Source organism: Janthinobacterium sp., assembly GCF_009923995.1.
Classification (GTDB): domain Bacteria; phylum Pseudomonadota; class Gammaproteobacteria; order Burkholderiales; family Burkholderiaceae_D; genus Janthinobacterium.
This window is the reverse complement of record NZ_RFSK01000008.1, coordinates 42156-68242: the sequence shown is the minus strand read 5'-3', so window position 1 is coordinate 68242 and position 26087 is coordinate 42156. Positions and strand designations below refer to the sequence as shown.

At 67.1% G+C, this 26087-nt stretch carries 30 protein-coding genes and 1 pseudogene; 15 read left to right on the top strand and 16 right to left on the bottom strand.

What is annotated here, in order from left to right:
* The first annotated feature begins 161 nt into the window (after positions 1-161).
* Positions 162-422 (top strand): annotated as a pseudogene (locus EBS11_RS06300) (DUF1287 domain-containing protein).
* Here the strand turns inward: EBS11_RS06300 and EBS11_RS06295 are convergent.
* Positions 391-1863, bottom strand: coding sequence for a PLP-dependent aminotransferase family protein (locus EBS11_RS06295; RefSeq protein WP_290601373.1), 1473 nt, complete (start codon positions 1861-1863; stop codon positions 391-393). The pseudogene EBS11_RS06300 and the gene EBS11_RS06295 sit on opposite strands and share 32 nt — an antisense overlap.
* Before the next feature lie 104 nt (positions 1864-1967).
* Here EBS11_RS06295 and EBS11_RS06290 point away from each other — a divergent pair, with 104 nt between their 5' ends.
* Positions 1968-2408, top strand: a complete 441-nt coding sequence (locus EBS11_RS06290) for a carboxymuconolactone decarboxylase family protein (protein ID WP_290601372.1) — start codon at positions 1968-1970, stop codon at positions 2406-2408.
* 80 nt (positions 2409-2488) lie between these two features.
* A complete protein-coding gene (locus EBS11_RS06285) occupies positions 2489-2797 on the top strand; it encodes a hypothetical protein (protein WP_290601371.1) in 309 nt (102 codons plus the stop codon).
* Between the two features lie 127 nt (positions 2798-2924).
* Here the strand turns inward: EBS11_RS06285 and EBS11_RS06280 are convergent, their stop codons facing one another.
* The gene (locus EBS11_RS06280) at positions 2925-4112 is read right to left on the bottom strand and encodes a multidrug effflux MFS transporter (RefSeq protein ID WP_290601370.1); all 1188 of its coding nucleotides are present in this window, start codon (positions 4110-4112) and stop codon (positions 2925-2927) included.
* Between the two features lie 189 nt (positions 4113-4301).
* Here EBS11_RS06280 and epsC point away from each other — a divergent pair, with 189 nt between their 5' ends.
* Complete coding sequence (gene epsC / locus EBS11_RS06275) at positions 4302-5255, top strand: serine O-acetyltransferase EpsC (RefSeq protein ID WP_290601369.1); 954 nt, start codon at positions 4302-4304, stop codon at positions 5253-5255.
* 92 nt (positions 5256-5347) lie between these two features.
* Here the strand turns inward: epsC and EBS11_RS06270 are convergent, their stop codons facing one another.
* From EBS11_RS06270 to EBS11_RS06245, 6 genes are all read right to left on the bottom strand, one after another.
* Positions 5348-5827 (bottom strand): META domain-containing protein, encoded by a 480-nt coding sequence (locus EBS11_RS06270; protein WP_290601368.1) that lies wholly within the window; start codon positions 5825-5827, stop codon positions 5348-5350.
* A 73-nt stretch (positions 5828-5900) separates the two neighbouring features.
* Complete coding sequence (gene bla, locus EBS11_RS06265; protein ID WP_290601367.1) at positions 5901-6809, bottom strand: subclass B3 metallo-beta-lactamase; 909 nt, start codon at positions 6807-6809, stop codon at positions 5901-5903.
* A 65-nt stretch (positions 6810-6874) separates the two neighbouring features.
* Entirely contained in the window at positions 6875-7717 is an 843-nt protein-coding gene (locus EBS11_RS06260; RefSeq protein WP_290601365.1) for a hypothetical protein, read from the bottom strand.
* Between the two features lie 63 nt (positions 7718-7780).
* On the bottom strand, positions 7781-9172 hold the full coding sequence (locus tag EBS11_RS06255) for an LLM class flavin-dependent oxidoreductase (RefSeq protein WP_290601363.1): 1392 nt from the start codon (positions 9170-9172) through the stop codon (positions 7781-7783).
* Between the two features lie 3 nt (positions 9173-9175).
* Positions 9176-10003 carry a MetQ/NlpA family ABC transporter substrate-binding protein gene (locus tag EBS11_RS06250; RefSeq protein ID WP_290601361.1) on the bottom strand — a complete coding sequence of 276 codons (828 nt, stop codon included), beginning with the start codon at positions 10001-10003 and terminating at the stop codon, positions 9176-9178.
* Between the two features lie 21 nt (positions 10004-10024).
* Positions 10025-11233 (bottom strand): acyl-CoA dehydrogenase family protein, encoded by a 1209-nt coding sequence (locus tag EBS11_RS06245; RefSeq protein WP_290601359.1) that lies wholly within the window; start codon positions 11231-11233, stop codon positions 10025-10027.
* A 255-nt stretch (positions 11234-11488) separates the two neighbouring features.
* On the opposite strand from EBS11_RS06245, the gene ssuE reads away from it, so the two are divergent.
* Genes ssuE through EBS11_RS06220 form a run of 5 tightly spaced genes read left to right on the top strand, consistent with a single transcriptional unit; the run spans position 11489 to position 15959 of the window.
* Positions 11489-12109 carry an NADPH-dependent FMN reductase gene (ssuE, locus tag EBS11_RS06240; RefSeq protein ID WP_290601357.1) on the top strand — a complete coding sequence of 207 codons (621 nt, stop codon included), beginning with the start codon at positions 11489-11491 and terminating at the stop codon, positions 12107-12109.
* A 24-nt stretch (positions 12110-12133) separates the two neighbouring features.
* Positions 12134-13138 carry a sulfonate ABC transporter substrate-binding protein gene (locus EBS11_RS06235; RefSeq protein WP_290601355.1) on the top strand — a complete coding sequence of 335 codons (1005 nt, stop codon included), beginning with the start codon at positions 12134-12136 and terminating at the stop codon, positions 13136-13138.
* Between the two features lie 15 nt (positions 13139-13153).
* On the top strand, positions 13154-14314 hold the full coding sequence (gene ssuD, locus EBS11_RS06230) for an FMNH2-dependent alkanesulfonate monooxygenase (RefSeq protein WP_290601353.1): 1161 nt from the start codon (positions 13154-13156) through the stop codon (positions 14312-14314).
* A gap of 1 nt (position 14315) precedes the next feature.
* Positions 14316-15107, top strand: coding sequence for an aliphatic sulfonate ABC transporter permease SsuC (ssuC, locus tag EBS11_RS06225; RefSeq protein ID WP_290601352.1), 792 nt, complete (start codon positions 14316-14318; stop codon positions 15105-15107).
* A 21-nt stretch (positions 15108-15128) separates the two neighbouring features.
* Complete coding sequence (locus EBS11_RS06220; RefSeq protein WP_290601351.1) at positions 15129-15959, top strand: ATP-binding cassette domain-containing protein; 831 nt, start codon at positions 15129-15131, stop codon at positions 15957-15959.
* On the opposite strand, the gene EBS11_RS06215 is transcribed toward EBS11_RS06220, so the two are convergent.
* Positions 15916-16626: an HAD-IA family hydrolase gene (locus EBS11_RS06215; RefSeq protein WP_290601350.1), complete on the bottom strand. Its 711-nt coding sequence runs from the start codon at positions 16624-16626 to the stop codon at positions 15916-15918. The genes EBS11_RS06220 and EBS11_RS06215 overlap by 44 nt on opposite strands.
* Before the next feature lie 67 nt (positions 16627-16693).
* Between EBS11_RS06215 and EBS11_RS06210 the strand changes: the two genes are divergently transcribed.
* The gene (locus EBS11_RS06210; RefSeq protein ID WP_290601349.1) at positions 16694-17185 is read left to right on the top strand and encodes a hypothetical protein; all 492 of its coding nucleotides are present in this window, start codon (positions 16694-16696) and stop codon (positions 17183-17185) included.
* Positions 17186-17204: 19 nt separating this feature from the next.
* On the opposite strand, the gene EBS11_RS06205 is transcribed toward EBS11_RS06210, so the two are convergent.
* Positions 17205-17660 (bottom strand): META domain-containing protein, encoded by a 456-nt coding sequence (locus EBS11_RS06205; RefSeq protein WP_290601347.1) that lies wholly within the window; start codon positions 17658-17660, stop codon positions 17205-17207.
* Positions 17661-17809: 149 nt separating this feature from the next.
* Between EBS11_RS06205 and EBS11_RS06200 the strand changes: the two genes are divergently transcribed.
* From EBS11_RS06200 to EBS11_RS06180, 5 genes are all read left to right on the top strand, one after another.
* Positions 17810-18751: a hypothetical protein gene (locus EBS11_RS06200; protein ID WP_290601346.1), complete on the top strand. Its 942-nt coding sequence runs from the start codon at positions 17810-17812 to the stop codon at positions 18749-18751.
* Positions 18748-20223, top strand: coding sequence for a PLP-dependent aminotransferase family protein (locus EBS11_RS06195; protein WP_290601344.1), 1476 nt, complete (start codon positions 18748-18750; stop codon positions 20221-20223). Before EBS11_RS06200 ends, EBS11_RS06195 begins: the two co-directional genes overlap by 4 nt.
* 177 nt (positions 20224-20400) lie before the next feature.
* The gene (locus tag EBS11_RS06190) at positions 20401-21543 is read left to right on the top strand and encodes a benzoate/H(+) symporter BenE family transporter (protein WP_290601474.1); all 1143 of its coding nucleotides are present in this window, start codon (positions 20401-20403) and stop codon (positions 21541-21543) included.
* Positions 21544-21639: 96 nt separating this feature from the next.
* Entirely contained in the window at positions 21640-22386 is a 747-nt protein-coding gene (locus EBS11_RS06185) for a CPBP family intramembrane glutamic endopeptidase (protein WP_290601343.1), read from the top strand.
* A 32-nt stretch (positions 22387-22418) separates the two neighbouring features.
* Positions 22419-22961, top strand: a complete 543-nt coding sequence (locus tag EBS11_RS06180; protein ID WP_290601341.1) for a gamma carbonic anhydrase family protein — start codon at positions 22419-22421, stop codon at positions 22959-22961.
* Between the two features lie 9 nt (positions 22962-22970).
* Here the strand turns inward: EBS11_RS06180 and EBS11_RS06175 are convergent, their stop codons facing one another.
* From EBS11_RS06175 to EBS11_RS06150, 6 genes are all read right to left on the bottom strand, one after another.
* Complete coding sequence (locus EBS11_RS06175) at positions 22971-23324, bottom strand: hypothetical protein (RefSeq protein WP_290601340.1); 354 nt, start codon at positions 23322-23324, stop codon at positions 22971-22973.
* Entirely contained in the window at positions 23306-23701 is a 396-nt protein-coding gene (locus EBS11_RS06170; RefSeq protein ID WP_290601339.1) for a helix-turn-helix domain-containing protein, read from the bottom strand. Before EBS11_RS06170 ends, EBS11_RS06175 begins: the two co-directional genes overlap by 19 nt.
* A 72-nt stretch (positions 23702-23773) precedes the next feature.
* Positions 23774-24694, bottom strand: a complete 921-nt coding sequence (locus EBS11_RS06165; protein ID WP_290601338.1) for a fatty acid desaturase — start codon at positions 24692-24694, stop codon at positions 23774-23776.
* A complete protein-coding gene (locus EBS11_RS06160; RefSeq protein ID WP_290601337.1) occupies positions 24694-25011 on the bottom strand; it encodes a DUF3144 domain-containing protein in 318 nt (105 codons plus the stop codon). The genes EBS11_RS06165 and EBS11_RS06160 overlap by 1 nt, the downstream gene beginning before the upstream one ends.
* 67 nt (positions 25012-25078) lie before the next feature.
* Positions 25079-25579 carry a gluconokinase gene (locus tag EBS11_RS06155; protein WP_290601336.1) on the bottom strand — a complete coding sequence of 167 codons (501 nt, stop codon included), beginning with the start codon at positions 25577-25579 and terminating at the stop codon, positions 25079-25081.
* Between the two features lie 2 nt (positions 25580-25581).
* Positions 25582-26085 carry an OmpA family protein gene (locus EBS11_RS06150; RefSeq protein ID WP_290601335.1) on the bottom strand — a complete coding sequence of 168 codons (504 nt, stop codon included), beginning with the start codon at positions 26083-26085 and terminating at the stop codon, positions 25582-25584.
* Positions 26086-26087 lie beyond the last annotated feature (2 nt).

The following is a 26087-nucleotide window of genomic DNA, read 5'->3' as shown; positions in this document are numbered from 1 at the left end:
GCGGTGTCGCCGCCACTGCGTGACAGTTGGCATGTATCTCCACGCAGCGACCTTGATGCCGATCAAACCGCTCTCCATCCTGCTGCTGGCGCTGGCGCCCCTGCCGGCCCCGGCCGCTCCCGCCACGGCCGGCCCCGGACCGCAATATCGACCACCGCCGCGTGCCCAACCCGGGCACCTATTTTGCCCCCCACGGCACCAGCTTGCCGCCAAGTAAAGAAGCGCACGCTTGCCGAGCGGGCGACATCGTCACGTGACGTTTGCCGCGCAAGCTGACCCACATCGGCATCGGCATCGTCAGCGACAGGCAGGCATGGGGCGGCGTGCCGCTCATCATCCACAACATCGGCGCAGGCGCGCGCGAGGAAAATATCCTGTTCAGCTATGCGATCACGGGACACTATCGCTGGCAACCCCGCTGAGGGGCAGGGGCGCCATGTCCTGCAGGATCGCCAGCACGATGGCCAGCGCCGTGTCGATGTCGAGCCTGTCGATGGCGCCATAGCCGAGGAACAGGCCTTCGTGGCGGGCTGGACCATGGTAAAAGCTGGACAGGGCATACAGGCTGACGTCGGCCAGGCGCGCGCGGCGCAGCAGTTCGGCAATGTCGAGCGGCGCCTGGGCCAGGGCCGCCACGTGGAAGCCCGCGCTGGCCGGCACCAGGCGGAACCACGGCGACAGCGGGCCGTCGAACCAGTGCTGCAGCCGCTCGCGCCGCCCCGCATAGATGTCGTGGCAGCGGCGGATATGGCGCAGCAGATGGCCGTCGTGGATGAACTTGGCCAGCGCATGCTGGCCCAGGCTGGCCGTATGGCAATCCGTCAGGTATTTCACCGTTTCCACGGCGGCCACGATGGCTTGCGGCAGCACGACATAGCCGAGGCGCAATTCCGGCAACATGATCTTGGAAAAGCTGCCCACGTGCGCGACGACGCCGTAGCGGTCCATGCTTTGCAGGGAATCCTCGGGCCGCCCCTCGTAGCGGAAGGCGCTGTCGTAATCGTCCTCGATGACGATGGCGCCCAGCTGCCGCGCCCGCTCCAGCAGGGCATGGCGGCGCGCCATGCTCATCGGCATGCCGAGCGGGAACTGGTGGGCGGGCGTGACATAGATCAAGCGCGTGCCATCGGGGATCTGCCCGGCGAGGATGCCATCCTCGTCCACCGCCACGCCCACCACGCGGGCGCCCTGGCTGGCGAACACGGCGCGCGCCACGGGGTAGCCGGGTTCTTCCACGGCCACCGTGTCGCCCGGCTCCAGCAGGGTCTGCGCCAGCAGGCTCAGGGCTTGCTGGGCGCCGCTGGTGACGAGTACCTGCTCCGGCGTGCAATGGATGCCGCGGCTGAAGGCGGCATGGCCGGCGATCGCCGCGCGCAAGGCGGGCAGGCCGGGCACGGGACCATAGCGGCCCCGCGCCTGGCCATCCTGGCGCAGCGCATGCAGCACGCAGGCGCGCCACTCATCCTGGGGGAAGTGCGAAGGCGTCGTGCGCCCGCCGATGAAGGCGTAGCGCGCCGGCTGTTCCTGGCTGGCGCGGCGCAGGGGCGTGGGCGTCGCTTCCCAGCGGGCGATGCGCTGGGCGCTGGCCAGTGGCGTGCTGGCGTGGCGGCGCTGCGGCGAGGCGTGCGGTGTCTGCACGAAGCTGCCCACGCCGACTTTTCCTACCAGCAGCTTTTCATAGCTGAGCTTGTCATACACGTCGGACACCGTCTTGCGCGACAGGCCCAGCTGGCTGGCCAGCAGGCGCGAGGGGGGCAATTGCTGGCCATCGGCCAGGCGGCCGGAACGGATGGCCTCGCTGAGCTGGCGATACAACTGGCCGCCCAGGTCGCGCGTGCCGTCGATCAGGATATGTAATTCCATGGGATGTCTGCTGGTGGTCTGCCGTTTTTCGGCGGGATTGGCCTGCCGCGCACGCTTCTTGCGCTTCTACAATGATGCATCTCTACTTTATCAAGGAATGCATCATGACACAGCAACGTATTGATTTTGCACAAGCTTCGCCGGACGTCGTCAAGGCCATGTACGCGCTGGAAGCGGCCATCGCCAAGCTGGGCGTGGAGCACTCGCTGCTTGAGCTGATCCGCCTGCGCGCCTCGCAAATCAACGGCTGCGCCTTTTGCGTGGACATGCACACGAGCGATGCGCGCAAGGCGGGCGAAACGGAGCGCCGCCTGTATGCCGTGTCCGTCTGGCGCGAAACGCCGTTCTTCACGGCGCGCGAACGGGCCGTGCTGGCCTGGACGGAAGCGCTGACCCTGCTGCCGCAGAACCATGCGTCCGACGATGACTACGCGGCCCTGGCGGAACAATTGACGCCGGCCGAAATGGTCAACGTCACCCTGGCCATCGGTTCCATCAATACGTGGAACCGCCTGGCCGTGGGTTTCCGCAAGATGCCGGAGTAATAACTGTGTTCGCTGGCGAACAGACGGCCGGCCCCGCATCGCCTACCTTGGCGTCATGATCCATCAGCCGGAGAAGCATCATGCAAGCGAGCGTAGGAGACGGCGTCGACAAGACGCCACAGGAACTGGACGCGCCACAGGAAGCGGCGCGCCGCGAATTCATCGCCGAACTGTGGCGGCGCTTCGAGGCGCTGCAGGAATGGGCCGTCAGCCACTGGCCCGACCAGGAACATCCGCTCAGTTCCGCCGACTTCGTCGAGGCGCGCAAGGAAATCCTGAGCCTGCGCTCGCCGGCCGGTTCCCTGAACCAGCCGGCGCAGCGCAATGAGGCGGAACCGGAGCAGGGCGGGGCGCAGTATGTGGACGTGACGCCAGCGCCGTGGCCTTGAGGAGCGCCTGAGAAAACGTCCATGACTGCGTTGCCGTGCCTTGCCGTACTAGCGTACTGCCTGCGGCACGGCGCCTTGTCCTGAACGTTTTTCAGGTGCTCCCGACCTGAAAAATCCACTCTAAAAGCTACTGCTTGACCGCTTCCGCTTGCCCTCCCTGCGCAAACACCCAGCACAATAAACTCACCAGCAGGCCCGCCATCACGCCATACGCCAGGTTCAGGGCGCTGTCGAACAGCAGCGGCGCCACCAGGCCCGAGACGAGGGCGAACAGCAGCATCTGGATGAAGGACTGCATCGACGATGCCAGGCCGCTGTTGTGGGGGAAGTGGTTCAGCGCCATCAGGGTCATCGGCGGCATGGCGATGGACAGGGCGAACGAGTAGAAGAACAGGGGCAGCACGGCCCATGGCACTTCGGCGGCAAAGAAGTAGTTGTAGCCGATGTTGGCCAGCGCGGCGACGAGCATCAGGATGAAGCCGGCCCAGATCATCTGGCGCTGGCTGTAGCGGTGCGCCACCTTGCCCGACAGGGCCGAGCCGAACACCATGCCGCTGATCAGGGGAATGAACAGCCAGGCGAATGCCGTCTCCGGCAGGTGCAGGATGTTGATGATGAAGTAGGCGGCCGAACCGATGTACAGGGCGAAGCCGCCAAAGGCGGCGCCGATGGCCGTCGACAGCAGCAAGAACTGGCGGTGGCACAGCACTTTCCAGTAATTGACGGCGATGTCGCCCAGGTGGAAGGCGTGGCGCTGCTCCTTCGGCAGGCTTTCCGGTAAGGCGCGCCAGACGACGACGAACATCAGCACGCCGAAGGCCGTCAGGAACCAGAAGATCCAGCGCCAGCCCAGGCCCACCTGCAGCCAGCCGCCCAGCACGGGCGCGATGGCCGGCGCGAGGGCAAACACCATCATGATATGCGACAGGATCTTCTGCGCGGCGGCGCCCGAATAGCGGTCCTGCACGATGGCGCGGCCGATGACGGAGCCGGCGCCGGCGGACAGGCCCTGCAGCACGCGCCAGGCCAGCAGCCAGCCCAGCGACGGCGCCAGCGCGGCGCCCACGGAAGCGATCACATACAGCACCAGCGAGACGAGGATGACGGGACGGCGGCCGAACGAGTCGGACAGGGTGCCGTAGAACAGCATCATGAAGGCGAACGTGAACAGGAAAAAGCTCAGGGTTTGCTGCACCAGCAGGGGGCTGGCATTGAAATCGTGCACGATGGCGGGGAAAGACGGCAGATACGTGTCAATTGCGAGCGGTCCGACCATCGCCAGGCCCGCCAAGATCCAGGTTAATAATTTAGTCATGTTGAAGAGTGTTTTTGTTAGTCCGTCATTTTACGCTAGCGGCAACAATCGGGTTGGCGCGGGCGCGGTTTGCCTTTGATATGCGTTTTTCGCATATCAAACCTTGAAAACCTTCGTTGGCTTTGCCGTGCGCCGCCGCTAAGCTGGGGCGACCCGGCCTGTTCGCCATTTTTTCGGAAGTGATACACCATGCACAGCATTCATCCCGCGGCGCCCGCCGAGGAATCCGTCCAGTGGAACCTGGGTCCCGTGATCCAGGCGCTGCGCAGCTCGCGCGAAGACACGCACAAGATCCGCCATAACGGCAGGGTGCGCGAACTGCCGTCGCGTGAAGCGCTGACCACCATCGTCAACGGCCTGTCGGCGGCCCTGTTCCCCACGCATTACGGGCGGCCCAACCTGACCGATGAAAGCATCGACTATTTTGTCGGCGATACCCTGAACACCACGCTGAACCGCCTCAGCGAGCAGGTGCGGCGCGGCCTGCTGTTTTCCGCCCCGGCGCACGCCGCCGCGGCCGGCGACGACGCTGAGGGCGCGGCCGACGACGCGGCCCTGGCGCAGCAGGCGCGCGACATCACGCGCGCGTTCGCCGCCAGCCTGCCCGGCATCCGCGCCCTGCTGGTGTCGGACGTGCAGGCCGCCTACGCGGGCGACCCGGCCGCCACCTCCGTGGCCGAGATCATGCTGTGCTACCCGGGCACCATCGCCATCCTGTACCACCGCCTGGCGCACCAGCTGCACGCGCTCGGCGCGCCGTTCCTGGCGCGCCTGATCGCCGACATCGCGCACACCCTGACGGGCATCGATATCCACCCGGGCGCGCACATCGGCGCCAGTTTCTTCATCGACCATGGCACGGGCGTGGTGATCGGCGAGACGGCCATCATCGGCCAGCGCGTGCGCCTGTACCAGGCCGTCACCCTGGGCGCCAAGCGCTTCCCGGCGGACGCTTCCGGCGCGCTGATCAAGGGCACGCCGCGCCACCCCATCGTCGAGGACGACGTCGTGATCTACGCGGGCGCGACCGTGCTGGGGCGCATCACCATCGGCGCCGGTTCGACTGTGGGGGGGAATGTGTGGCTGACGCAGAGCGTGCCGCCACATAGCAATGTCTCGCAGGCGCAGATGCGCAATGACTAGGTGCGGTGGAGGTGGAGCAAGCCCCGAACAGGTGCCGGGGTCGTACCCTGAGGGTACGACCCCAGTCTTTGCCTTGGGGGAAGGCAGCAGTTTTACTTCACCGTCAGCGCTTCATAGCGCGCCACGGGTACGCCATCCTTGAGCAGCAGCAGTTCCTGGTCGGCGTAGCGGTAGCCGTTGACTTCGCCCAGGGTGGTCAGCAGCTCGCGCTCGAGGTCCATGTCCTGCGGCTGGCACATCATCATGGTGCCGGCCAGCTGCGAAAAGTTCAGGGTGCTGACGCCGTCGCTGGTGTAGCCGCCCATCATCTGGTTGCAGCCGCTGTGGCCACTGGCGCGGCCTTCGGCCAGCAGCAGGGTCACTTCACGCTGCTCGGGCGCCTTGCGCACGACTTTCTTGCCCTTCAATTCCTTCAGCTTCCACTGCGTGCCCGCCAGCTTCGGCGCCGGCTGGGCGGGCGAGGTGGCGCCGGGCGCGGCGGCGGCCGCATCGGAACGCACGGGCGTTTGCGCGCAGCCGGCCGTGATGGCGACGATGGCGGCGAGGGGAATCAGTCTGGCGAGTGTGAACATGGCATTTCCTTGTTGAAGTGATGGCCTCCAGCGTAGCAGATACCCGCCACGCCAGCGTGCACGGTTGACAAGCCTAGTCCTGCTTTTCCTGTTCCAGGCGGGCATCAAGCAGGGTGCGCGCCGCCGCCACGTAGGTGCGGCAGGCTTGCGGGTCGACGAAGGCCTCGCTGCCCGCCGTGGCGCTCGCTTCCAGCCGCTCCCATAATTGCGACGCTTCCGGGTGGGCCGAGATCAGCACGTCGCAGGGCAGCTTTTCCAGCATCTCGAAGCTGTGCCGGAAGTCCGCCAGCGCATTCGGATACTCGCTGCTGGCGCTGAACCTGAAGCCGGGACGCGAGACGGCGTTGATGCTGTCCGCGTACACCATGTTCAGGCAGCGGGGGCCGTCGCACGATTGCCAGGTCCAGCTCAGGCCCCCGGGCGTGTGGCCCGGCGTGGCGTGCGCCGTCAGGGCAATGGGGCCCACGTTGAAATGGCTGCCGTCGCGCGCCAGGCGCATGTCCTTCACGGGCGGGTACTTGGGCAGCGCATGGTATTGCGGATCGTCCGGTCCCACCTCGCCCGATGCCAGGTCCAGCGCGGCCGACGGGCTGGCGGCCACCAGCGCATTGCTGCGCTGCTGCAGTTCGGCCAGGCCGCCCGCATGGTCGATATGGCCGTGCGAATTGAGTATCAGCTTGACATCCTCGATGCGAAAACCCAGCGCGCCGATATTGGCGATGATCTTCTGTGCCGATTCCGGCAAGCCGCCGTCGATCAGCACATGGCCCTGCGGCGAAGTGATGAGCACTGAACTGAGGCCCTTCACGCCCACGTAATAGGTATTGCCGAAGATGCGGAACGGCGCCTGGTCGGCATTCCAGGCGGCGCAGGCTTCGCAGCCTGGCGTGGGCGGCGTGGCGGGCGCCTGCGCCAGCGCCAGGGAGGCATGGCCGGCCAGCAGCAGGGCCAGGGCCAGCGTGCGGGTATGAGTGAGGGGCATGGCTATCCTTGTCCGTGTTGCCGGGTTAGCTATGCTGACACGGAACGGGGCGCGACGCAAACGCATCACAAGGATGCGGGCGCCGCGCCGGCGGCATCCAGATATACCAGTTCGATCAGGGTATCGTCCGCATAGCGGGTGTTGCCGATCGGCGCGAGGAAGGTCTTGCCGGCATTGTTTACCGGCAGCGCGATGCGCTGGGCGCCGTCGAGCAGCGTGGCGCTGGCGATGGCCACGTCGCTGCGCGTGCCCATATTGAGCTCCCTGGCGGAGCACCAGTCGGTGGTGCGCAGCATGGTGCCGACCAGGGTGCGTACCCAGAACGGGATCTCCTTCTTGGCGATGGCGATCGTGACCTGGCATTGCAGGCGCAGGTCGCCCAGGCGGCGCATATTGGCGGGCACGCCATCGCTGTGGATGGATGCCTGCCAGCGGTACTGGCCCTTTTTCTTGTTGGTGATCAGGTCCGCGTCCTCGCTGTCGGCTTGCGCGCTGCGCGGCAGCACGAAGCTGCCATTGGCTGACAGGGGCAGCGTAATCGACGTCTCGTTGCCGGCGATGCGCAAGGCCAGGTCCTGCATGGCGTCCGCCGGCGCGCCGGTGCCCGCATTGAGCTGGAAGCGCACGTCGCGCGCCTGCGGCGCCAGCGCATGGTACTCGTCAAAGGCGTCGAGGCCGGCCGCCATCACGCGGTAGGATTTGAGTTCCGGGTTGCGGATGCTGTTGATGTGGATGGAGCGGCCCGTCTCTGCAGGTGCCTCCGCCTGCGCTTCGGGCGGCTGGTCGGCCGTGGTCCCGGCCTGCGCCGCGGCGTGGCTGGCGTACAGCAGGCCGGCGGCCAGGGCTGCGCAGGAGAGGAGGAATACGGGTTTGCCTGGAGAGAAAAAGGAGTGCACGCGCTTGTCCATTTATTTTCAACATGGCAAGCTAACATGAATGGCAAGGCTTGTCACTGGCCCCCTGGCCCGTGCTCATGCCGCGGCCAGGGTGGCGCTGCCCGAACCGATGCTGACCTGGCGTCCCGCGTGGCCGGCCGGCAGGCGCGGACCCTGGCCGAAGACCTTGTGGCGCAGGGTGCCTTCCTCGTACTGCGTGCGGTAGCGGCCCCGCCGCTGCAGTTCCGGCACGATGTATTGCACCACGTCGGCCATGCTGTCGTGCGCCACGGCGAAGGCGAGGTTGAAGCCGTCGATATCCGTTTCATCGAGCCAGCTTTCCAGCTGGTCGGCCACCTGGCCCGCGTCGCCGACGATGACGGGGCCGCGTCCGCCCAGGCCGATGTATTCGGCCGCCTCGCGCACCGTCCATGTCCGCTCCGGGTCGGCCTGGCTGAACGAGGCCAGCGCCGAGCGGCCGGCCGGGGAGTCGATGTAGTCGATGGTGGCGTCGAGCGGGTAGCGGCTGAAATCGACGCCCGTCCAGCCGGACAGCAGCACCAGCGCCGCCTCGATATTGATATGGCGCAGATAGTCGGCGTGTTTGGCGCGCGCTTCTGCCTCGGTGGCGCCCGTGATGACGAGCGCCTGCGCGTAGATCAGCAGCGCGTCGCCGTCGCGGCCGCTTTGCCGCACGGCCGCGCGCAAGTCGTCGGCGTAGCGCTTGACGACTGTCTTGCTGGGGCCACTGACAAAGGTCGCTTCCGCATGGCGCGCCGCAAAGCGCGTGCCGCGCGGCGAGGTGCCCGCCTGATACAGCAGGGGCGTGCGCTGCGGCGACGGCTCGCACAGGTGGATGCCGGGCACCTGGTAGTGGCGTCCCACGTGATGGATGGCATGCACCCTGGCCGGATCGGCGTAGATGCCGCGCGCCTTGTCGTTGACGACGGCGTCGTCATCCCAGCTTTTTTCCCACAGCTTGTAGACGACGTCCAGGTATTCGTCGGCCAGGTCATAGCGCTCGTCGTGGCCCAGCTGCTGCTGCAGGCCCAGGTTGCGCGCCGCGCTGTCGAGGTAGCCGGTGACGATATTCCAGCCGATGCGCCCTTGCGTCAGGTGGTCCAAGGTGGACATGCGCCGCGCGAACGGATACGGATGCTCGTAGGTGAGGGCGCAGGTGACGCCGAAACCCAGGTGCGTGGTGGCCTGCGCCATGATGGGCACCAGGGCCAGCGGGTCGTTCAGCGGCACCTGCACCCCGTGTTCCAGGGCCGCATCGAGGCTGTCGCGGTAGACGTCGTACACGCCCAGCACGTCGGCGAGGAACACGGCGTCGAACAGGCCCGCTTCCAGCAGCCGCGCCAGCTCCGTCCAGTGTTCGGGATCGGTATAGCGGTGGCTGCGGTCGCGCGCGTGCGTCCACAGCCCCGGCGACTGGTGGCCCACGGTGTTCATCTGGAAGGCGTTGAAGCGTATCGTCTTCGCCATGGCTTATTTCGCCGCCGTCTGCAAGGCTTGCTGGTAGTCGGGTTTCGAGTAGCCGGCAAAGTGCTTGTTCGTGATGTCGAGGAATTCGCGCGAGCGGTAGGCGGCCGCCAGGTCTTTCGCGAACTGCTTGTCCTTGTCGGCCGTGCGGATGGCCACCAGGTTGATGTAATTGGGCGAGATTTTCTCGGCCACCAGCGCATCCGTCAGCTTCAGCCCCGACGCCAGCGCGTAATTGCCGTTGATGAAAGAATAATCGGTGTCGCCCAGGGAGCGTGGCAGCTGCGCCGCTTCCAGCGGCAGCAGCCTGATTTTCTTCGTGTTGACGGCGATATCCTTTTCCGACGCGCGCACGGGGTCGAAATTGTCGCGCAGCTTGATCCATTTCAATTGGTCGAGCAGCACCAGCGCGCGCGCCTGGTTGGTCGGGTCGTTCGGCAAGCCCACCGTCGTGCCTTCCTTCACGTCGTCCAGGCTCTTGTGCTTCTTGCTGTAGATGGCGATCGGCGCCGTGGGGATCGTGATCAGGTCCGTCAGCGCCAGCTTGTGCTCCTGCGCGAATTTTTTCAGGTAGACGATGTGCTGGAACACGTTGGCGTCCAGCGAACCCTCGGCCAGCGCGAAGTTCGGCTGGATGTAGTCGTTGAATTCCACCAGCTTGACCTTGTAGCCCTGCTTTTCCAGGATGGGCTTGATGCCCAGCTTGATCTGGTCCGCGTACGGCCCGGCGCTGGTGCCGATGGTGATGTCCTTCGGGTCCTTGGCGTGGGCGAAGCTGGCCGTCAGGGCCAGCGTCAGGGTGGCAAGAAGGACGGTGCGGCGGGCGATGGTCATGGTGGCTCCTTGGTGGGTAAATTATGAATACGCGGTCGGCTCGGGCACGCTGCCGGTCAAGGCAAAGCGTCCCAGGTCGCGCAGCTTGTAGTCGATGGGGTCGTGCAGGGTATGCACGCGCACGTTGCGCCAGTAGCGGTCGTAGCCGTACTGGGCCGAGGTGGAGCGGGCGCCCGTCAGTTCGAACATCTGGCTGCTGATTTCCAGCCCCGCCTTGTGCGCCAGGCACTTTGCTTCTGCCACGGCCACGGCCAGCAAGCCCCGCTCGTGGGCCGTCACCAGCGCGCCCTTGCGGAACACGGTTTCCAGTTCCTGCGCCGCCGCGTCGGCCAGCACCTGCGCGGGGCGCAGCAAGAGCCACAGCTGGCCATAGCGGTGCTGCACCAGCGGGTCATCCGTGGCCTGCGCCACGCTGGAGGCAAACCAGGCTTTCGCCTGCTCGCCCGTGTAGCGCCGCGCCGCCTCGAAGGCGCCTTCGGCGATGCCCAGGTACAGGTTGGCCATGATCAGCTGCGCGATCTGCGAGCGCACGGTGGCTTGCGGCGTGGCCGCTTGCGCAGGCGCCTGCAGCACCAGCTCGCGCGGCAGGGCGACGCCGTGGAAATGCACATTGCCGCTGTCCGTCTGGCGCTGGCCGAAGGCGTCCCAGTCCGCCTGCACGGTTACGCCGTCCTGACGCGTGGGCAGGGCGGCGATCAGCGCCGTCTGCGTGGGCGCGTGCCAGGCGGAGACAGTCAGCCAGTCCGACCCCACGGAGCCGGAAGAAAAGCTCTTGATGCCGTCGAGGAGGTAACCGTCGGCGCTGTCGGTGGCGGTGGTCCTTTTGTCGAGCGGATTCAGGGCATTGCCCCAGAACAGGCGCTCGTCGACGGTGAGCGTCAGCAGTCGGCGCTGTTGCTGCGCGCTGCCATACAGCTGCAGGCCGGCCAGCTGCAGGTGGTGGAAGCCGAAGACATGCGCCAGCGCGCTGTCGGCGCGCGCCAGGATGCGGATCACCCGGTACACGAGGGGCCAGGAGGCGCCCTGGCCGCCGAATTCGACGGGAATCGACAGGGTCAGCAAGCCCGATTCGCGCAGCCATTCCCGCTCCTGCGCCGCGTGGCCGCCCGCCCGGTCGCGGGCATTGGCGGTGTCGGCCAGGCGGGCAGCCAGTGCCGTGGCGATGCGGATGGCATCCTGCAGCGGTTCCGGTGCGGCGGGACGGGTGGCGTGGAGAAAGGCGCTAGACATGGGACAGTTCCAGAAAGACGATGAGGCCGATATTGCACCGCCGGGCAGGCGCCGTACACGAAGAAAACCGCACATGGATATGCGAAAAAAGCCGCACGGCTGCCTGCGCCCAGGCTTGCGGGGCGTCAGGCCCGGATAGTCGGAAAACGCATATCGAAGCGCGAAAGCATTCGTTTTGCCGGGACGCTGATGGCGATAGGCTGCAAGCATCTTGAGCAGGCAAACCAGGCGATCACGTACAGGAACGGACACCATATGAGCATCTTGTTATTGGGCGGTAGCCCCCAGCTACCATCGAGTTCCAGCCGCTTGCTGGCGCATATCGGCGAACAGCTGGCGCTGCAGGGCCACAGCTACGCCAGGCTGCACGTGCGCGACCTGCCGGCGCATGCCCTGCTGCAGGCCGACTACGCCGACGCGGCGATTGCCCGCGCCGTGCAGGCCGTGGCCGATGCCGACGCCATCGTCATCGCCACGCCCATCTACAAGGCGTCCTATACGGGCTTGCTGAAGGCCTTCCTCGACCTGCTGCCGCAGGATGGCCTGGCGGGCAAGCTGGTGCTGCCGCTGGCCACGGGCGGCGGCCACGCCCACACCCTGGCGCTCGACTATGCGCTGCGCCCCGTGCTGCATGCGCTGGGCGCCAAGCAGGTCTTCACCAGCATCTATGCGAATGCGCAGCAGCTGGCCTGGCACGAGGAGCGCGGCCTGAGCCTGGACGCGCCTATCGCCGAACGCGTGCAGGCGGGCATCGACGACGTATCCGCCGGCCTGTTCCTGCTGCAGGGCCGGCGTCCGCCGGCGCCCGCCGACACCGCCGTGCCCGCCCGTTCGCTGCACGACCAGCCCTACGCTGCCCGCTATCAAGCCGCCTGATTATTCACCGACCAAGGAACCGCCATGACACACCGCCACGCACAACGCCTCTCGCGCCGTACCACTTTGGGCCTGCTGTTTGCCGCCGCCGCTGGCGTGATGACGGCCGGCATGCCGGCCGCGGCGCAGGCGCAGGCCAAGGGGGAAGTGCAGGTGCGTATTGGTTATCAGAAGTACGGCACCCTGACCCTGCTGAAAGGGCGCGGCACCCTGGAAAAACGCCTGGCCGAGCAGGGCGTGGGCGTGAAATGGACGGAATTCCCGGCCGGCCCCGTGCTGCTGGAAGGCCTCAACGTGGGCAGCATCGATTTCGGCACCGTAGGCGAGGCACCGCCCATCTTCGCGCAGGCGGCCGGCGCCAACCTCGTGTATGTCGGCAATGAACCGGCGTCGCCGGCCAGCGAGGCCATCGTCGTGCCCAAGGGTTCCAGCCTGCGTACCCTGGCCGACCTGAAGGGCAAGAAGGTCGCCCTGAACAAGGGTTCGAACGTGCATTACCTGCTGCTGAAGGCTCTGGAAAAGGCCGGCGTCGCGTATGCCGACATCCAGCCCGTGTTCCTGCCGCCGGCCGATGCGCGCGCCGCCTTCGAGCGGGGCAGCGTGGATGCCTGGGCCATCTGGGACCCCTTCCTGGCGGCCGCCGAAAAGCAGCTGGGCGCCCGCGTGCTCGCCGATGGCAAGGGCCTGGTGGCGAACTACCAGTTCTACCTCGCCTCGCGCACGTATGCCGAGAAAAACCCGGAAATCCTGCGCATCGTGCTCGAGGAAGTGGCCAAGGTCGATGACTGGGGTCGCAGCAACCCGGACGAAGTGGCGACCATCCTCGCCGCGCAGACGGGGCTGGGCAAGGACGTCGTGGCGCTGGCCGCCTCGCGCTATGCCTATGGCGTCAAACCCGTCTCCGTCGACGTCATCGCTTCGCAGCAAAGGGTGGCCGATGCCTTCTCCGGCCTGAAGCTGATCCCCAAACCCATCGTCGTCAAGGACGCCCTGCTGCCGGCGCGCCAGCTGGCCACCAGCAGCAAATAATCAAGGAATCCCACTATGTCATTGAATGTCTTCTGGTTCATCCCCACCCACGGCGACAGCCGCTACCTGGGCACGTCGCAGGGCGCGCGTCCCGTCGATGCCGATTATTTGCGCCAGGTGGCCGTGGCCGCCGACACCCTGGGCTACGACGGGGTGCTGCTGCCCACCGGGCGTTCCTGCGAAGATGCGTGGGTGGTGGCCTCGTCCCTGATCAGCGTGACGCAAAAACTGAAATTCCTCGTGGCCATCCGCCCCGGCCTGTCCACGCCCGGCCTGGCCGTGCGCATGGCATCCACCTTCGACCGCCTGTCGAACGGGCGCCTCCTGATCAACGTCGTCACGGGCGGCGACCAGGGCGAACTGGAAGCGGACGGCCTGTTTGCCGACCACGCCAGGCGCTATGAAATCTCCGATGAATTCATCAAGGTGTGGCGCGCCACCCTGGCGGGCGAGGGCGGCGCGGCCGGCTACGATTTCGAGGGCAAGCATATCCAGGTGAAGGGCGCGAAAACCCTGTATCCGCCCGTGCAGAAGCCGTATCCGCCCCTGTATTTCGGCGGCTCGTCGGAACCGGCGCATGAACTGGCGGCCGAGCAGATGGACGTGTATCTGACGTGGGGCGAGCCGCCCGCCGCCGTGGCGGAAAAGATCGCCGACATCCGCGCGCGCGCGGCGAAACGAGGCCGCACGGTGCGCTTCGGCATCCGCCTGCACGTGATCGTGCGCGAAACCAACGAGGCGGCCTGGCGCGCGGCCGATGAACTGATCAGCCACCTGGACGACGAGGTCATCGCCAAGGCGCAGGCGGCGTTCGGTAAGATGGATTCCGTGGGCCAGCAGCGCATGGCGGCCCTGCACGGCGGACGGCGCGACAAGCTGGAAGTGTCGCCCAACCTGTGGGCCGGCGTGGGCCTGGTGCGCGGCGGCGCGGGCACGGCCCTGGTGGGCGACGGCCCGACGGTGGTGGCGCGCATGCAGGAATATGCGGATCTGGGCATCGATACCTTCATTTTCTCCGGCTATCCGCACCTGGAAGAGTCGTACCGCTTCGCCGAACTGGTATTCCCCCTGCTGGGCAAGGGCAAGGCCGTGGGCGAACAATCCTTGAGCGGGCCCTTCGGCGAAATCATGGCCAGCAATATCGTGCCGGCGGCGCCGCAGAAGAAGGCGGCCTGAGATGGCGGCCAGTTCCATACAAGGGGCCGGTGCCGCGCCCTGGCGCAATGCCCTGGCGCCATGGGCTTTGCCCGTGGCGCTGCTGCTGGCCTGGCAGCTGGCGGCGCAGTGGGGCTGGCTGTCGAGCCGCATCCTGCCCGAGCCGTGGGCCGTGGCGAAAGCCTTCTGGCACCTGGCCGCCTCGGGCGAGCTGTGGCTGCACCTGAAGACGAGCTTGTGGCGCGCCACCGTGGGTTTTGCCGTCGGCGCGGGACTGGGCCTGCTGCTGGGGCTGTTGACGGGCAGCTTCCGCCACGCGGAAACCCTGCTCGACACGACCCTGCAAATGGTGCGCAACATCCCGGCCCTGGCCCTGATCCCGCTGGTGATCCTGTGGTTCGGCATCGACGAGACGGCGAAACTGTTCCTGCTGGCCGTCGGCGTGTTCTTTCCCGTCTACCTGAACACCTTCCACGGCATCCGCTCGGCCGACCAGGGCCTGATCGAGATGGCGAAAAGCTATGGCCTGTCCGGCTGGCCGTTGTACCGCGACGTGATCCTGCCGGCCGCCATGCCATCCATCCTGGTCGGCGTGCGTTTTTCGCTCGGTCTCGTGTGGGTGCTGCTGATCGTCGCCGAAACCATCTCGGCGCAGGCGGGCATCGGCTACATGACCATGAATGCCCGTGAATTCCTGCAAACGGACGTGGTGCTGGTGGGGATTTTGCTGTACGCCCTGCTGGGCAAGCTGGCGGACCTGTTCTCGCGCCGCCTGGAACGCCACTGCCTGCGCTGGAATCCCGCCTACCGATAGTGACTGAAGAAAGAGGACACCATGCTGCTCGCCCCCATCCAGATCGAAACGGACTTTTTGTCGCACTTCGTGCAGTACGACCCGGCCAGCGCGCCGCCGCAGGCGAGGGAAGCGCCACCGGTGCCCTTGGAGCGGCGCGGCGTGCCGCTGGCCCTGACGAAGCTGAGCAAGTCCTATACCAGCCGTCCCGTACTGAAAAACGTCGACCTGCAGCTGGAAGCGGGCGAGTTCGTCGCCATCGTGGGACGCAGCGGCTGCGGCAAGAGTACCTTGCTGCGCTCCATCGCGGGCCTGGAAAGCATCGATGAAGGCAGTCTCACGGTCGGCGCGGGCATCGGCGCGCCCGACATCCGCATCATGTTCCAGGAGCCGCGCCTGCTGCCGTGGAAATCGGTGCTCGATAACGTGGCCCTGGGCCTGCCCCGTTCCGTCGGCGCGGCGGCCGCCTCGCTGTGGACGGTGGGCCTGGCCGAGCGGGCGGACGACTGGCCGGCGGCCCTGTCCGGCGGGCAGAAGCAGCGCGTGGCGCTGGCGCGCGCCCTCGTGCACGAGCCGCAGCTGCTCTTGCTCGATGAGCCGCTGGGCGCGCTCGACGCCCTCACGCGCATCGAGATGCAGCAGCTGATCGAGTCGCTATGGCTGGCGCGGGGTTTTACGGCCGTGCTGGTGACGCATGACGTGGCCGAAGCCGTGGCCCTGGCCGACCGCGTCCTGCTGATCGAGGAGGGGCAGATTACCCTCGATGTGCAGGTGGACCTGCCGCGCCCCCGCCAGCGCGGCACGGCGGCCTTCGCCGCGCTGGAGCAGGCTATCTTGTCGCGGGTGCTGCAGCCGACTCCGACAGCACGATGAAGCCGTCGCCATCGGCCGTTGCGACGATGCTGTCGTAGCTGTCGATGACGGGATGGCGCGTGGCCAGCGGATGCGCGTGCGTGGCCGTGACCACCATGACTTGCGCGCCGGCCGCTTCGCCCGCCTCGATGCCGACGGAGGCATCCTCGAACACCAGGCAATCCCCGGGCGCCACGCCCAGTTTTTCCGCCGCCAGCAAATAGCAATCGGGTTTCGGCTTGCCCGCCTTGACGTCTTCCGCCGTCACCATGACGGCCGGTATGGGCATGCCGGCCGCTTTCAGGCGGGCCGTGGCCAGCGCGCGCGGCGCCGACGTGACGATGGCCCACTGCGCGGGCGGCAGCGACGTCAAAAAGCGCAGCGCGCCCGCGATTTCAATGATTCCCTCCACATCGACGATTTCCGCATCCGTGATGCCCTGCGACTCGCGCTGCGCGTCGACGCCCGGCAAGGCCAGTCTGGCGATGGTGTCGACGGAGCGCGCGCCGTGGATGGTGGGCAGGAAGGCCGCCACGTCGAGGCCCTGGCGCTGCGCCCACGTGCCCCAGATGCGTTCGGCGGCGGCGATGGAATTGATGACGGTGCCGTCCATGTCGAAAAGAAAAGCGCGGTAGCGGCCGGCGGCCGATGGCGGGGGAACTGCAGACGGCGAGGGCAGGGCGGGCATGGATTCCTTCCAGGCGGGTGGGGTGGCGCTTTTTTTGCAAGTGCCCATTGTAGAGTGAAAGTGTAATATGCGTGCGGTGCTGCATTCAACGCATCGGCCATCCTGGCTCGAACGGCAGCGACAAGGACAAGGGTGGATAGTGGCAATCGAATTTTCGTTGGAAGCGGATGCGCAGCTGGAACAGGGAGCATTGACCGATGTTCTGACGCGCTGCGGGGCGCAGGAATTCAAACGGACCGACAGAGGCTTCAATGGCTGGTTCCCCGATTCGGGCCTGAATTTCTATGTCCGCATCAGGAGCGTCGAGCAGGAGCTGGGGAGCGCTAGCCCGGAAGCGGTGCTTGCTGAATTTCTGCCGTCGCCGCAGGACTGGCGGGTGGAATACAGGATCAATTTTCGCTACAACAGCGGCGAGTACGACGCCTGCCGCAATACGTTGCGCGAGGTCGTTGCCTGCCTGGTCGAATCCAGCCCCTGCAAATTCGTCGTCTCATGTCAGTACGAGAATGTGTACTGCCTGCGTAATCAGGGGGGGCTGGAAATCTTCAAGGTCATTTGACCTGCCGCCGGATGACCGCCTACAGGTAGACCGATTCAAACTTGGCCACGGGCGCGCCGTCCTTGAGCAGGATCAGATACTCGCCATCGAAGCGGTAGCCCGTCACGCTGTTCAGATTCGCCAGCACGGCGCTTTCCAGCTGCATCACGGGCGGCGGGCACGCCATGCGCGTGCCTGCCAGCTGCGTGAAGCGCAGGGCCGTGCCGGCCAGGGTGTAGCCGCCCATGACCTGGTTGCAGCCCGTGAAACCGTGCACCTTGCCTTCATCGGTGAGGGTGATGCGCACTTCGCGTTCTTGTTCCGGCGCCATCGTCACGGCGGCGCCATCGAGTTCCGTCAGCTTCCAGTAGGTATTCGTCAGGCTGTAGCTGGGCGTCAGGCCGCTGTCGGGCGGGGCGCTGTCCGGCGTGGCGGCGCAGCCGCCCGCCATGGCGATGGCGGCGGCAAGGGAAAGAGAGGTCAGGCGAGGCAGCATGGAAGGCTCCTGTGAATGAGAACAGCCGCCAGACTAGCAGCTTTCCCGTGCCGGCCCGCGTACGGCAGCGGCGGATGTTTCCATTTTGCCAGTACTGGCATTACACTCATGCTTTCTGCTGTATTCACTTTGATCGGGGAGCCTGGCCGATGCTGCAAGCGCAAGCGCTGGATAATCGACTCGTCGCCACCAGTGCCGACGACGTGCTGGTCGACCGCATCGTGCCCGGCGCGCCGCTGGTGATCGCCTTTGGCTTTGTTTCGTGGACGACGCGCCCCGCCTTCGATTTCTACGGGCGCCTGCGCAAGCTGGAGCAGGCCAGCGGCCAGCACCTGAACAAGATTCTCGTGCGCGATTCGGGCAATGCCTGGTACCACCGCTGCATCGCGGGCCTGGGCGATCACGTGGACGAATCGGCGCAGACCCTGCGCGAGCTGGTACGCAGCATCGCGCCCAGCCAGGTCACCACCATCGGCCAGTCCATGGGCGCGTATGCGGCCGTCATGTATGGCTTGCTGCTCGAGGTGCAGCAGATCGTCGCCTTCGGCCCGCTATCCTTTCTCGACGTGGAGCAGGCGCATTTGTACCATGAGCTGCGCTGGCTGTCCGTGATGGAGTCGCTGGCGCAGGACCCGCCGCCTTCGGGCCATTACGACCTGGCGGCCCTGTGCCGCGCCCGGGCGACGCCGCACACGCACATGCACCTGGTGTTCGGCACGCGGCCGGACGCGGCCAATGCTGGCGCGGGCGCCAGCGAATCGGTGAACCTCGACGCCATGCACGCGCAGCGCCTGGCGCCCTTTGGCCGCTGCACCCTGCATCCGTTTCCCCATTCGGGCCACGCGGTGGTGCAGCACCTGATCGACACGAAGCGGATCAACGGCTTGCTGGCCGCATGCATACTCGGTCTCGCCCTGGCGCCGGAGCCCATGCCGGAAATCAGCCGCGCATGGCAGGACTGGGTGGCGGAAAACCTGCGCCTGGGCTGCGCCGGCGCCCAGCTGGTGGCGGTGCTGCAGCAGCACGGCTTTTCGCACGCCAGCAGCGTGGCCGCCGTGGCAGCCGCCGGCGCCGCGCCGACAGCGCCATGACGCCGCGGTTCGAACTCGAGACCCTGAAAATCCGCCTCGCCGCGCCTGAACTGGCGGCGCTCGACCTGCGCGTGCGCGTGCAGCGCGCGCTGCGCCAGCTGATGCTCGATGGTGTGCTGGCGCCCGGCCTGCGCCTGCCGGCCACGCGCGCGCTGGCGCAGTCGCTGGGCGTGTCGCGCGATACGGTGGAACTGGCCTACGCGCAGCTGCGCCTGGACGGCTATGTGCGGCGGCAGGCGGGATCGGGCAGTTTTGTTTCGGCCTCGATCGGCGCGAGCTTGCTGGGCAAGCCTGCGAACGGGCTGGCGCCCGTGTCCGCGCAGCCGGTGGCGCTCAGCGCGCGCGGCGCGCAGATCCTCGCCAGCGGCGGCGTGACCGACCAGCAGCGCGTGCAGGCGTTCGCCACAGGCTTGCCGGAAACGCGGGCCTTCCCCGTCGACGTGTGGGAGCGGCTGCGACGCCAGGCCGCCGGCGAACACCGTGCCAGCGTGCTGCTGCACGGCGACCCGCAAGGCGCCGAACCTTTGCGCCAGGCCATCGCCGACTATGTCAACCTGGAGCGGGGCGCGCGGGCCACGGCCGGCCAGGTGCTGGTGCTGAGCAGCACGCGCCAGGCCCTGTACCTGTGCGCGCAGGTGCTGGCGGACGCGCACGGCCCCATCCTGATGGAAGATCCCGGCTATTTCGGCGCGCGCAAGGCCTTCGAGCTGGCGCAGCTGCGCGTGGTGCCCGTGCCCGTCGATGCGCAGGGCCTGCGCATGGACCGCCTGCGCGCCGATACGAGCGGCGCCAATACCGTGTACGTCACGCCGTCGCACCAGTACCCGACGGGCGTCACCCTGGCGCTGGAGCGCCGCCTGGACCTGGTCGCCTGGGCCGCCGAACGCCAGGGCTGGATCATCGAGGACGACTACGACAGCCAGTTCCATTACGCGGGCTTGCCGACGGCCTGCGTGCAGGGGCTCGATGCACGCCAGCGCACGATTTACCTGGGCACCTTCGCCAAGTCGCTGTACCCGGGCCTGCGCCTTGGCTACATGGTGCTGCCGCCCGCGCTGGTGAAACCGATGACGCACGCGCGCAGCATCCTCGATGGCCACACGCCGCAGCTGGACCAGCTGACCCTGGCCCGCTTCATCGCGGACGGCCATTTTGCCGCCCATCTGCGCGCCATGCGCAAAATCTACGCCGTGCGCCGCGATGCGATGGCGCAGGCCGTGCAGCGGCACCTGGCCCACGTCGTGACGGCGCAGCTGCCGCCGGGCGGCCTGCAGATGCCGTGCCGGCTGCGCGAGGGCAGGGACGAGCTGGAGACGATCCGCCTGGCGGCGCAGGCGGGCATCGTGCTGCCGGGCCTGAGCCGCCTGTACGCGACGCCGCCGCAGCAGGGCGGCTGGCTGCTGGGCTTTGCGGCCCTGACCCCGCACGACATCGACAGCGGCATCGCCCGCCTGGCACGCGCGCTGGACTGACACCGTCGAAGTGGTCTGCCGTATCTGCTGGAATTGGCCTGCTTGGGCAGGCCATCTGGCCGCTACCATGCTCCCTTTCAATGGCAGGGAGGCATCCGCATGACAACAAACGCAACAAGCACTGCAAGTTCCACCGTGGCGGACGGGCTGCGCTGGCACGATCTCGTTTCGCCGGCCATGGCGGCCTGCATTTCCGTCCTCGTCAACTATGGCGGCACCTTCGTGCTGGTGTTCCAGGCGGCGCAGCTGGCCCAGCTGAGCGCGGCGCAGACGGCATCCTGGGTCTGGTCGCTGAGCATCGGCGTGGGCGTGACGGGCATCTGGCTCAGCTACCGCTACCGCGCACCCATCATCACGGCCTGGTCCACGCCCGGCGTGGCCTTCCTGGCCACCGTCATGCCGCATACGCCGTATGCGGAAGTGATCGGCGCCTACATGCTGTCGGCCATCGCCTTCATCCTGCTGGGCCTGTCCGGCGCCTTCGAGCGCCTGGTGCGGTTGATTCCTGGTGGCATCGCCGCCGGCTTGCTGGCCGGCATACTGCTGCAGTTCGGCGTGAATGCCTTCGGCGGCGCCAGCGCCGATCCCGTGCTGGTGGCCGTGCTGCTGCTGTCGTATGCGCTGCTGCGCCGGTTTACGGCGCGCTATGCCGTGGTGGGCATCATGCTCATCGGGGTGGCCTGGCTGCTGGCGCAGGGGCGCATCGACGTGCAGGGCATCGAGCTGGCGCTGGCCGCGCCCGTGCTGGAGATGCCGCGCTTTTCCCTGTCGGCCCTGCTGGGCGTGGCGCTGCCCCTGTTCCTGATCACCCTGACGGGGCAATACATGCCCGGCATGCTGGTGCTGCGCAACGACGGCTACCGCGTCAGCGCCAATCCCATCCTGGCGGTGACGGGACTCGGCTCGCTGCTCATGGCGCCGTTTGGCGCGCATGCCTTCAACGTGGCCGCCATCACGGCCGCCATCTGCACGGGCAAGGATGCGCATGCGGAGCCATCGAAGCGCTATGTGGCGGGACTGGCCTGCGGCGTGCTGTACATCACGGTGGGCATCTTCGGCGTGACCCTGGCCAGCCTGTTCATGGTCTTGCCGCGCACCTTCATCGCCACCCTGGCGGGACTGGCCCTGCTGGGCGCCATCGGCAACAGCCTGGCGCAGGCCATGGCGGACGCGCGCACGCGCGAGACGGCGCTGATCACCTTTCTCGCCACGGCGGCCAACGTGACCCTGCTGGGCGTGGGCGGCGCCCTGTGGGGCCTGGTAGCGGGGCTGGCGGCGCATGGGCTGATGCATGGCTGGCGCAAGCCGGTGGCGTACTGAGCGGAGAAATCGGCGATTTTTTGTCCATTTTGCCGGCCGCCGCATACAATTGCTGCCGTTCGTGCCGGTTGGCACCTTGCTATCGATTGTATCTGCATGCTGTCCGAATTCACTTCCCTGGCGCCCTACCTGCTGGCGATTGCGCCCGCCGGTCTCGTCTGCGCCGCCTTGCTGCTGGTGTTGCCACGTACTGGGCAACGGCCGGTGCCGCTGCTGCGCGTGATCGTGCACATCCTGTTTTTCGTGCTGGCGCGCGATGCCATGACGGCGCACGGCTACTGGCAGGTGGCGGCGGGCGGCCTGCGCTTCACGGCGCCGCCGCCGATCCTGCTGGCGCTGGGCGCCATGTCGCTGGCCCTGGTGGCAAGTACGTGCTGGCTGGAAAGCGAGGCGCGCCGCCAGATCCGCTGGTGCGGCACGCTGCCGCTCCTGTCCGTGCTGCAGGGTGTGGCGGGCGCCGCCCTGATCGTCGCGCTGGCGACGGGCTTGAAAGCCCTGTTCGGCCTGCCGTCGCTGCCGCCCGTGCCCGCTTCCGCATGGCCCTTGCTGCTGGGCTTTGCGCTGGCGGCCAACTGTTACGAGGAATTGCTGTTTCGGGGCTTGCTGCAGCAGCAATTGCGCGCCTGGCTGCCCGCCTGGCGCGCGGCGCTCGCGTCGGGCCTGCTGTTTGGCCTGTGCCACGCCTTTCTCGCCACCACCGTGACGCAGGTGGGCGCGCCCATCCTCGTGTTTACCGTGATCGAGGGCGTGGTGGCGGGACTGGTATATTGCCGTGCCGGCTTGCTGGGCGCATCCCTGGCCCATGGCCTGGCGATTTTCGCGCTGGCCGCCGGCTGGGTGTGAATGTTTATTTATTAATGAAAAGCGAGAAAGCGATGCCTGTCAGTTCCTACCTGAATACCCGTCCCGTGCTGGGCGAGCGCGTGTACCTGCATGACACGGCGCAAGTGATTGGCGATGTGCAGATCGGCGACGACTGTTCCATCTGGTGCAACAGCGTGCTGCGGGGCGACGTCAACCGCATCGTCATCGGCGAAGGCAGCAATATCCAGGATTTTTCCATGGGCCATGTGTCGCACAGGAATGCGGCCAAGCCGGATGGTTCACCGTTGACCATCGGCAAGTACGTGACCATCGGCCACTCCGTGATCTTGCACGGTTGCACCATCGGCGACGAGTGTCTGATCGGCATGGGCAGCATCGTCATGGATGACGTGGTGGTGGAAAAGCACGTGATGCTGGGCGCGGGCAGCCTCGTGTCGCCGGGCAAGGTGCTGGAAAGCGGCCACCTGTACGTGGGCCGTCCCGCCGTCAAGGTGCGCCCCCTTACCGAGGCCGAGATCGCCTACCTGCGCTATTCGGCCGAGCATTACGTGCGCGTGAAGAACAATTACCTGGCGGGCAGCGAGCCCGCCTGAGGCGCCGTCCTAGCGCGCGGCTGCCGCATTGATGCGCGCGGCCATGGCGCGCGCGTCGGCGACCCCCAGCACCAGGCGGGCCCACTTTTCGTCCTGCAGCTCGATCACCAGCGGCTGCGTGCCGCGCGTCATGAAGACGAACTGGCGGTCGCCGCCCTTGTGGTAGGTGCCCGCTGAAATGACGCCCGGCAAGCCGGTGCCCGGCGCGCGCAAGCCCAGTGCCGTGCCGCGGAAGCCGTCGTCGTCGGTAGCGCCGCGGACATGGCGCAGGGGAATGCGCAGATTGCCCTGGAAGGACGCCAGCTTTTCCCACAGGGCCAGGCGGACGGTCAGTGCATCATCGTTCAATTCGAGGGTGGGCATGGTGTTTCCTTGCTTGGGTGGTTGAGGTGGCTTAACAGGCGTTCGCCCAGCAGGCGGGCCGTATCGGCGCCCGTTTCCTGCACGGCGGCACGGCATTGTTCCGTGATGGCGGCATCCGACGGCGCCAGTTCCTTCAGCGCGATGATCAACAAATCCACCGCTTCTTCCCGCGCGGGCCAGCCGGCTTGCAGCGCCTGGGCCAGCACGCGCTCGAACAGGTGGTGCTTGGAGCCGAATGCCTTGTACAGGCTGCCGCGCAGCAGGCCGGTCGCCTTCACCAGGTCATCGATGGATGCGGCGTTGTAGCCGAGCTGGCCAAACACAGTGGCGGCCTGGGCTACGACGGTTACTTCTTCAAAGTTGCGTGGTCTGGCCATGTTCGGTCCGCAAAGGGGATGGGGCGGCATGCCCTGTCCATGGCCTAACTATAGGCATTGGTGAACGATTGGTCAATAACTATTTTGCTGGTGCCATGGCCGCAGTTCCGGCCGCGGCGCCAGGTCTTGCGGCAGGCGCAGGTCGGACACCAGGCCCATGCGCCGCCACAGCAGCAGCACCCACCAGCCCGGGTCCCACTCGCCCGGCAGCAGGCCCAGGCGGGCCGAGCCGGGATAGGCATGGTGGTTGTTGTGCCAGCATTCGCCCATGGTCAGCAAGGAGGCGAGGCGGATGTTGTGGCCCTGCACGGCGGCGCCGTCGACGTGGAAATGCCGCTGGCCATGGTTGTGCGCGAAGTAGCCGATCAGCCAGTGGCCCAGCACCCCGGCGCTGACCCGGGCGCAGACGCCCCAGCAGGCCAGGCCCCAGCCGCCCCACAGGTACAGCGCGATGGCCCACGGCAGTTGCTGCAGCATCCAGGTTCTTTCCAGAAAACGATAAAAGCGGTCGTGCGCGATGCGCGCTTCGATGCGGATCCGCGGCGAATGGTCGAGTTCCAGGCGGCAGTGAAGTTGCCACCAGGCATCGCGCCAGAAGCCGCCGCCGTGGCGCAGGTAGGGGTGGCAGGCGGGCAGGCGCTGGGCGTAGTCGCGCAGTTCGTGCTGGCGCAGCAGGCCCAGCGGGCCGCCGAGGCCCACCAGCACGCCCAGGTAGACGAGCAGGTATTCCAGCCAGAGGGGACAGCGGTAGCTGTCGTGGATGAGTTTGCGGTGGCTGCCCAGGGAGTGGCCGAACAGCAGGACGGTGGCCGTGCTGGCGAGGAACAGCGCCAGGCCGGTCCAGCTGAAGGCGAGGGTGGCGCCCAGCACGGCACCGGCCAGCATGGCCGCCAGCCACAGCGATGTCACGGGCGCGTAGCGCACGGCACCATGGAGCACGCTGTCGGCGCGGGGCGCGCTGGCGCGGTGGCCCGCCAGGCTGGCCCTCGGCATCAGCCCTTGGGGGCGGCCGACGGTTGCGTGTACTTGTCGAAATTGGCGATGTAGTCGTTGAAGTTATCCGTCAGCATGCGCTTGTACTGTTCCGTGAAGAAGGCCACGGCGTCATCCTTCTCCTGCTGCATCTTGACCACGTCGTTGGTCTTGCTGGCAACGAGGAAGGCGTTGAAGCGGGCTGCCGCGTACAGCAGCGAGGTGGCCACTTCGTTGCCGCGGCTCTGTTCGCACTGCTCGTTGGCAAGGGCGATGATCTGGTCGGCGCGTTCCCAGAATTCCGGGCCTGGGGCTGGTTTGGTGCTGGCTGTGGTCATAACTATCCTTCATGAAAGTGCGCGTCAGTCTACACAGCGGGCCGCTGGCTGTCCAGCGCGCGGCGCGTCAGGGCGTTTGCAGGATCTGCCCGACCAGCACGGCGGGCGGCTGGCGGATGTCGAGCACGATGCCCGCCTCGTCCGGCTGCAGGGGTTGCAGGGTGGCTAGCTGGCTGTCGAGCAGGCTGGGCGGCATGAAGTGGCCGGGCCGCTGCATGCGGCGTTCCAGCACGTCGCGCGGCCCGTCCAGGTGGGCGAAGCGCAGGGCCGGGTCGCCCCGGCGCAGCACGTCGCGGTAGGCCCGCTTCAGGGCCGAGCAGGACACGACGAGGCCGCTGCCCTGGGCGCGGGCCGAGGCGATGCGCTCGCGCAGGGCGTCCAGCCAGCCGGCCCGGTCGGCGTCGTCGAGGGGGATGCCGGCGGCCATTTTCGCCACGTTTTCCGGCGGATGCACGTCGTCGCCTTCCACGTAGGGCACGCCCAGCGCGCCGGCCAGCGCACTGCCGACGGCGCTCTTGCCGCAGCCGGACACGCCCATCACGACCCAGCGCGCGGCGGGTGGCGCCATGCTCACGGCGCCGTGACGATGATGGTGACGCGGCGGTTTTCCGCCTGGCCCGCCTTGGTGGCGTTCGAGGCCACGGGCTTGCTCATGCCCAGTCCCTTGACGATGAGGTTGTTGCGCGGAATGCCTGCCACGCCCATCGCATCGGCCACCACGTTGGCGCGCGCCAGCGACAGCTTGTTGTTCAGCGCTTCGGCGCCCTCGTTGTCCGTATGGCCTTCCACGCGCATGTGCGTGATGCCCACTTTCAGCAGGGCGGCGCTGATTTTCTGGATGGCAACCCGGCTCGGCGCCGTCAGGCTGGAAGCGGCGAAATCGAACAGCAGCTTGTCGGTAAAGCTCAGTTCCCAGCCCTCATCCGTCTGCACGAAGCCTTGCTCCGTCAGGGTGGCGACCTGTTCGGCATTGAACGGCGATTTCTTGGCCGGCGTGCTTTGGCAGGCGGCCAGCAGGCCCAGCATGAGCATGGCGAGGAAGCCGAGGCGGAATTGCTTGAAGAGGAATGGCATGG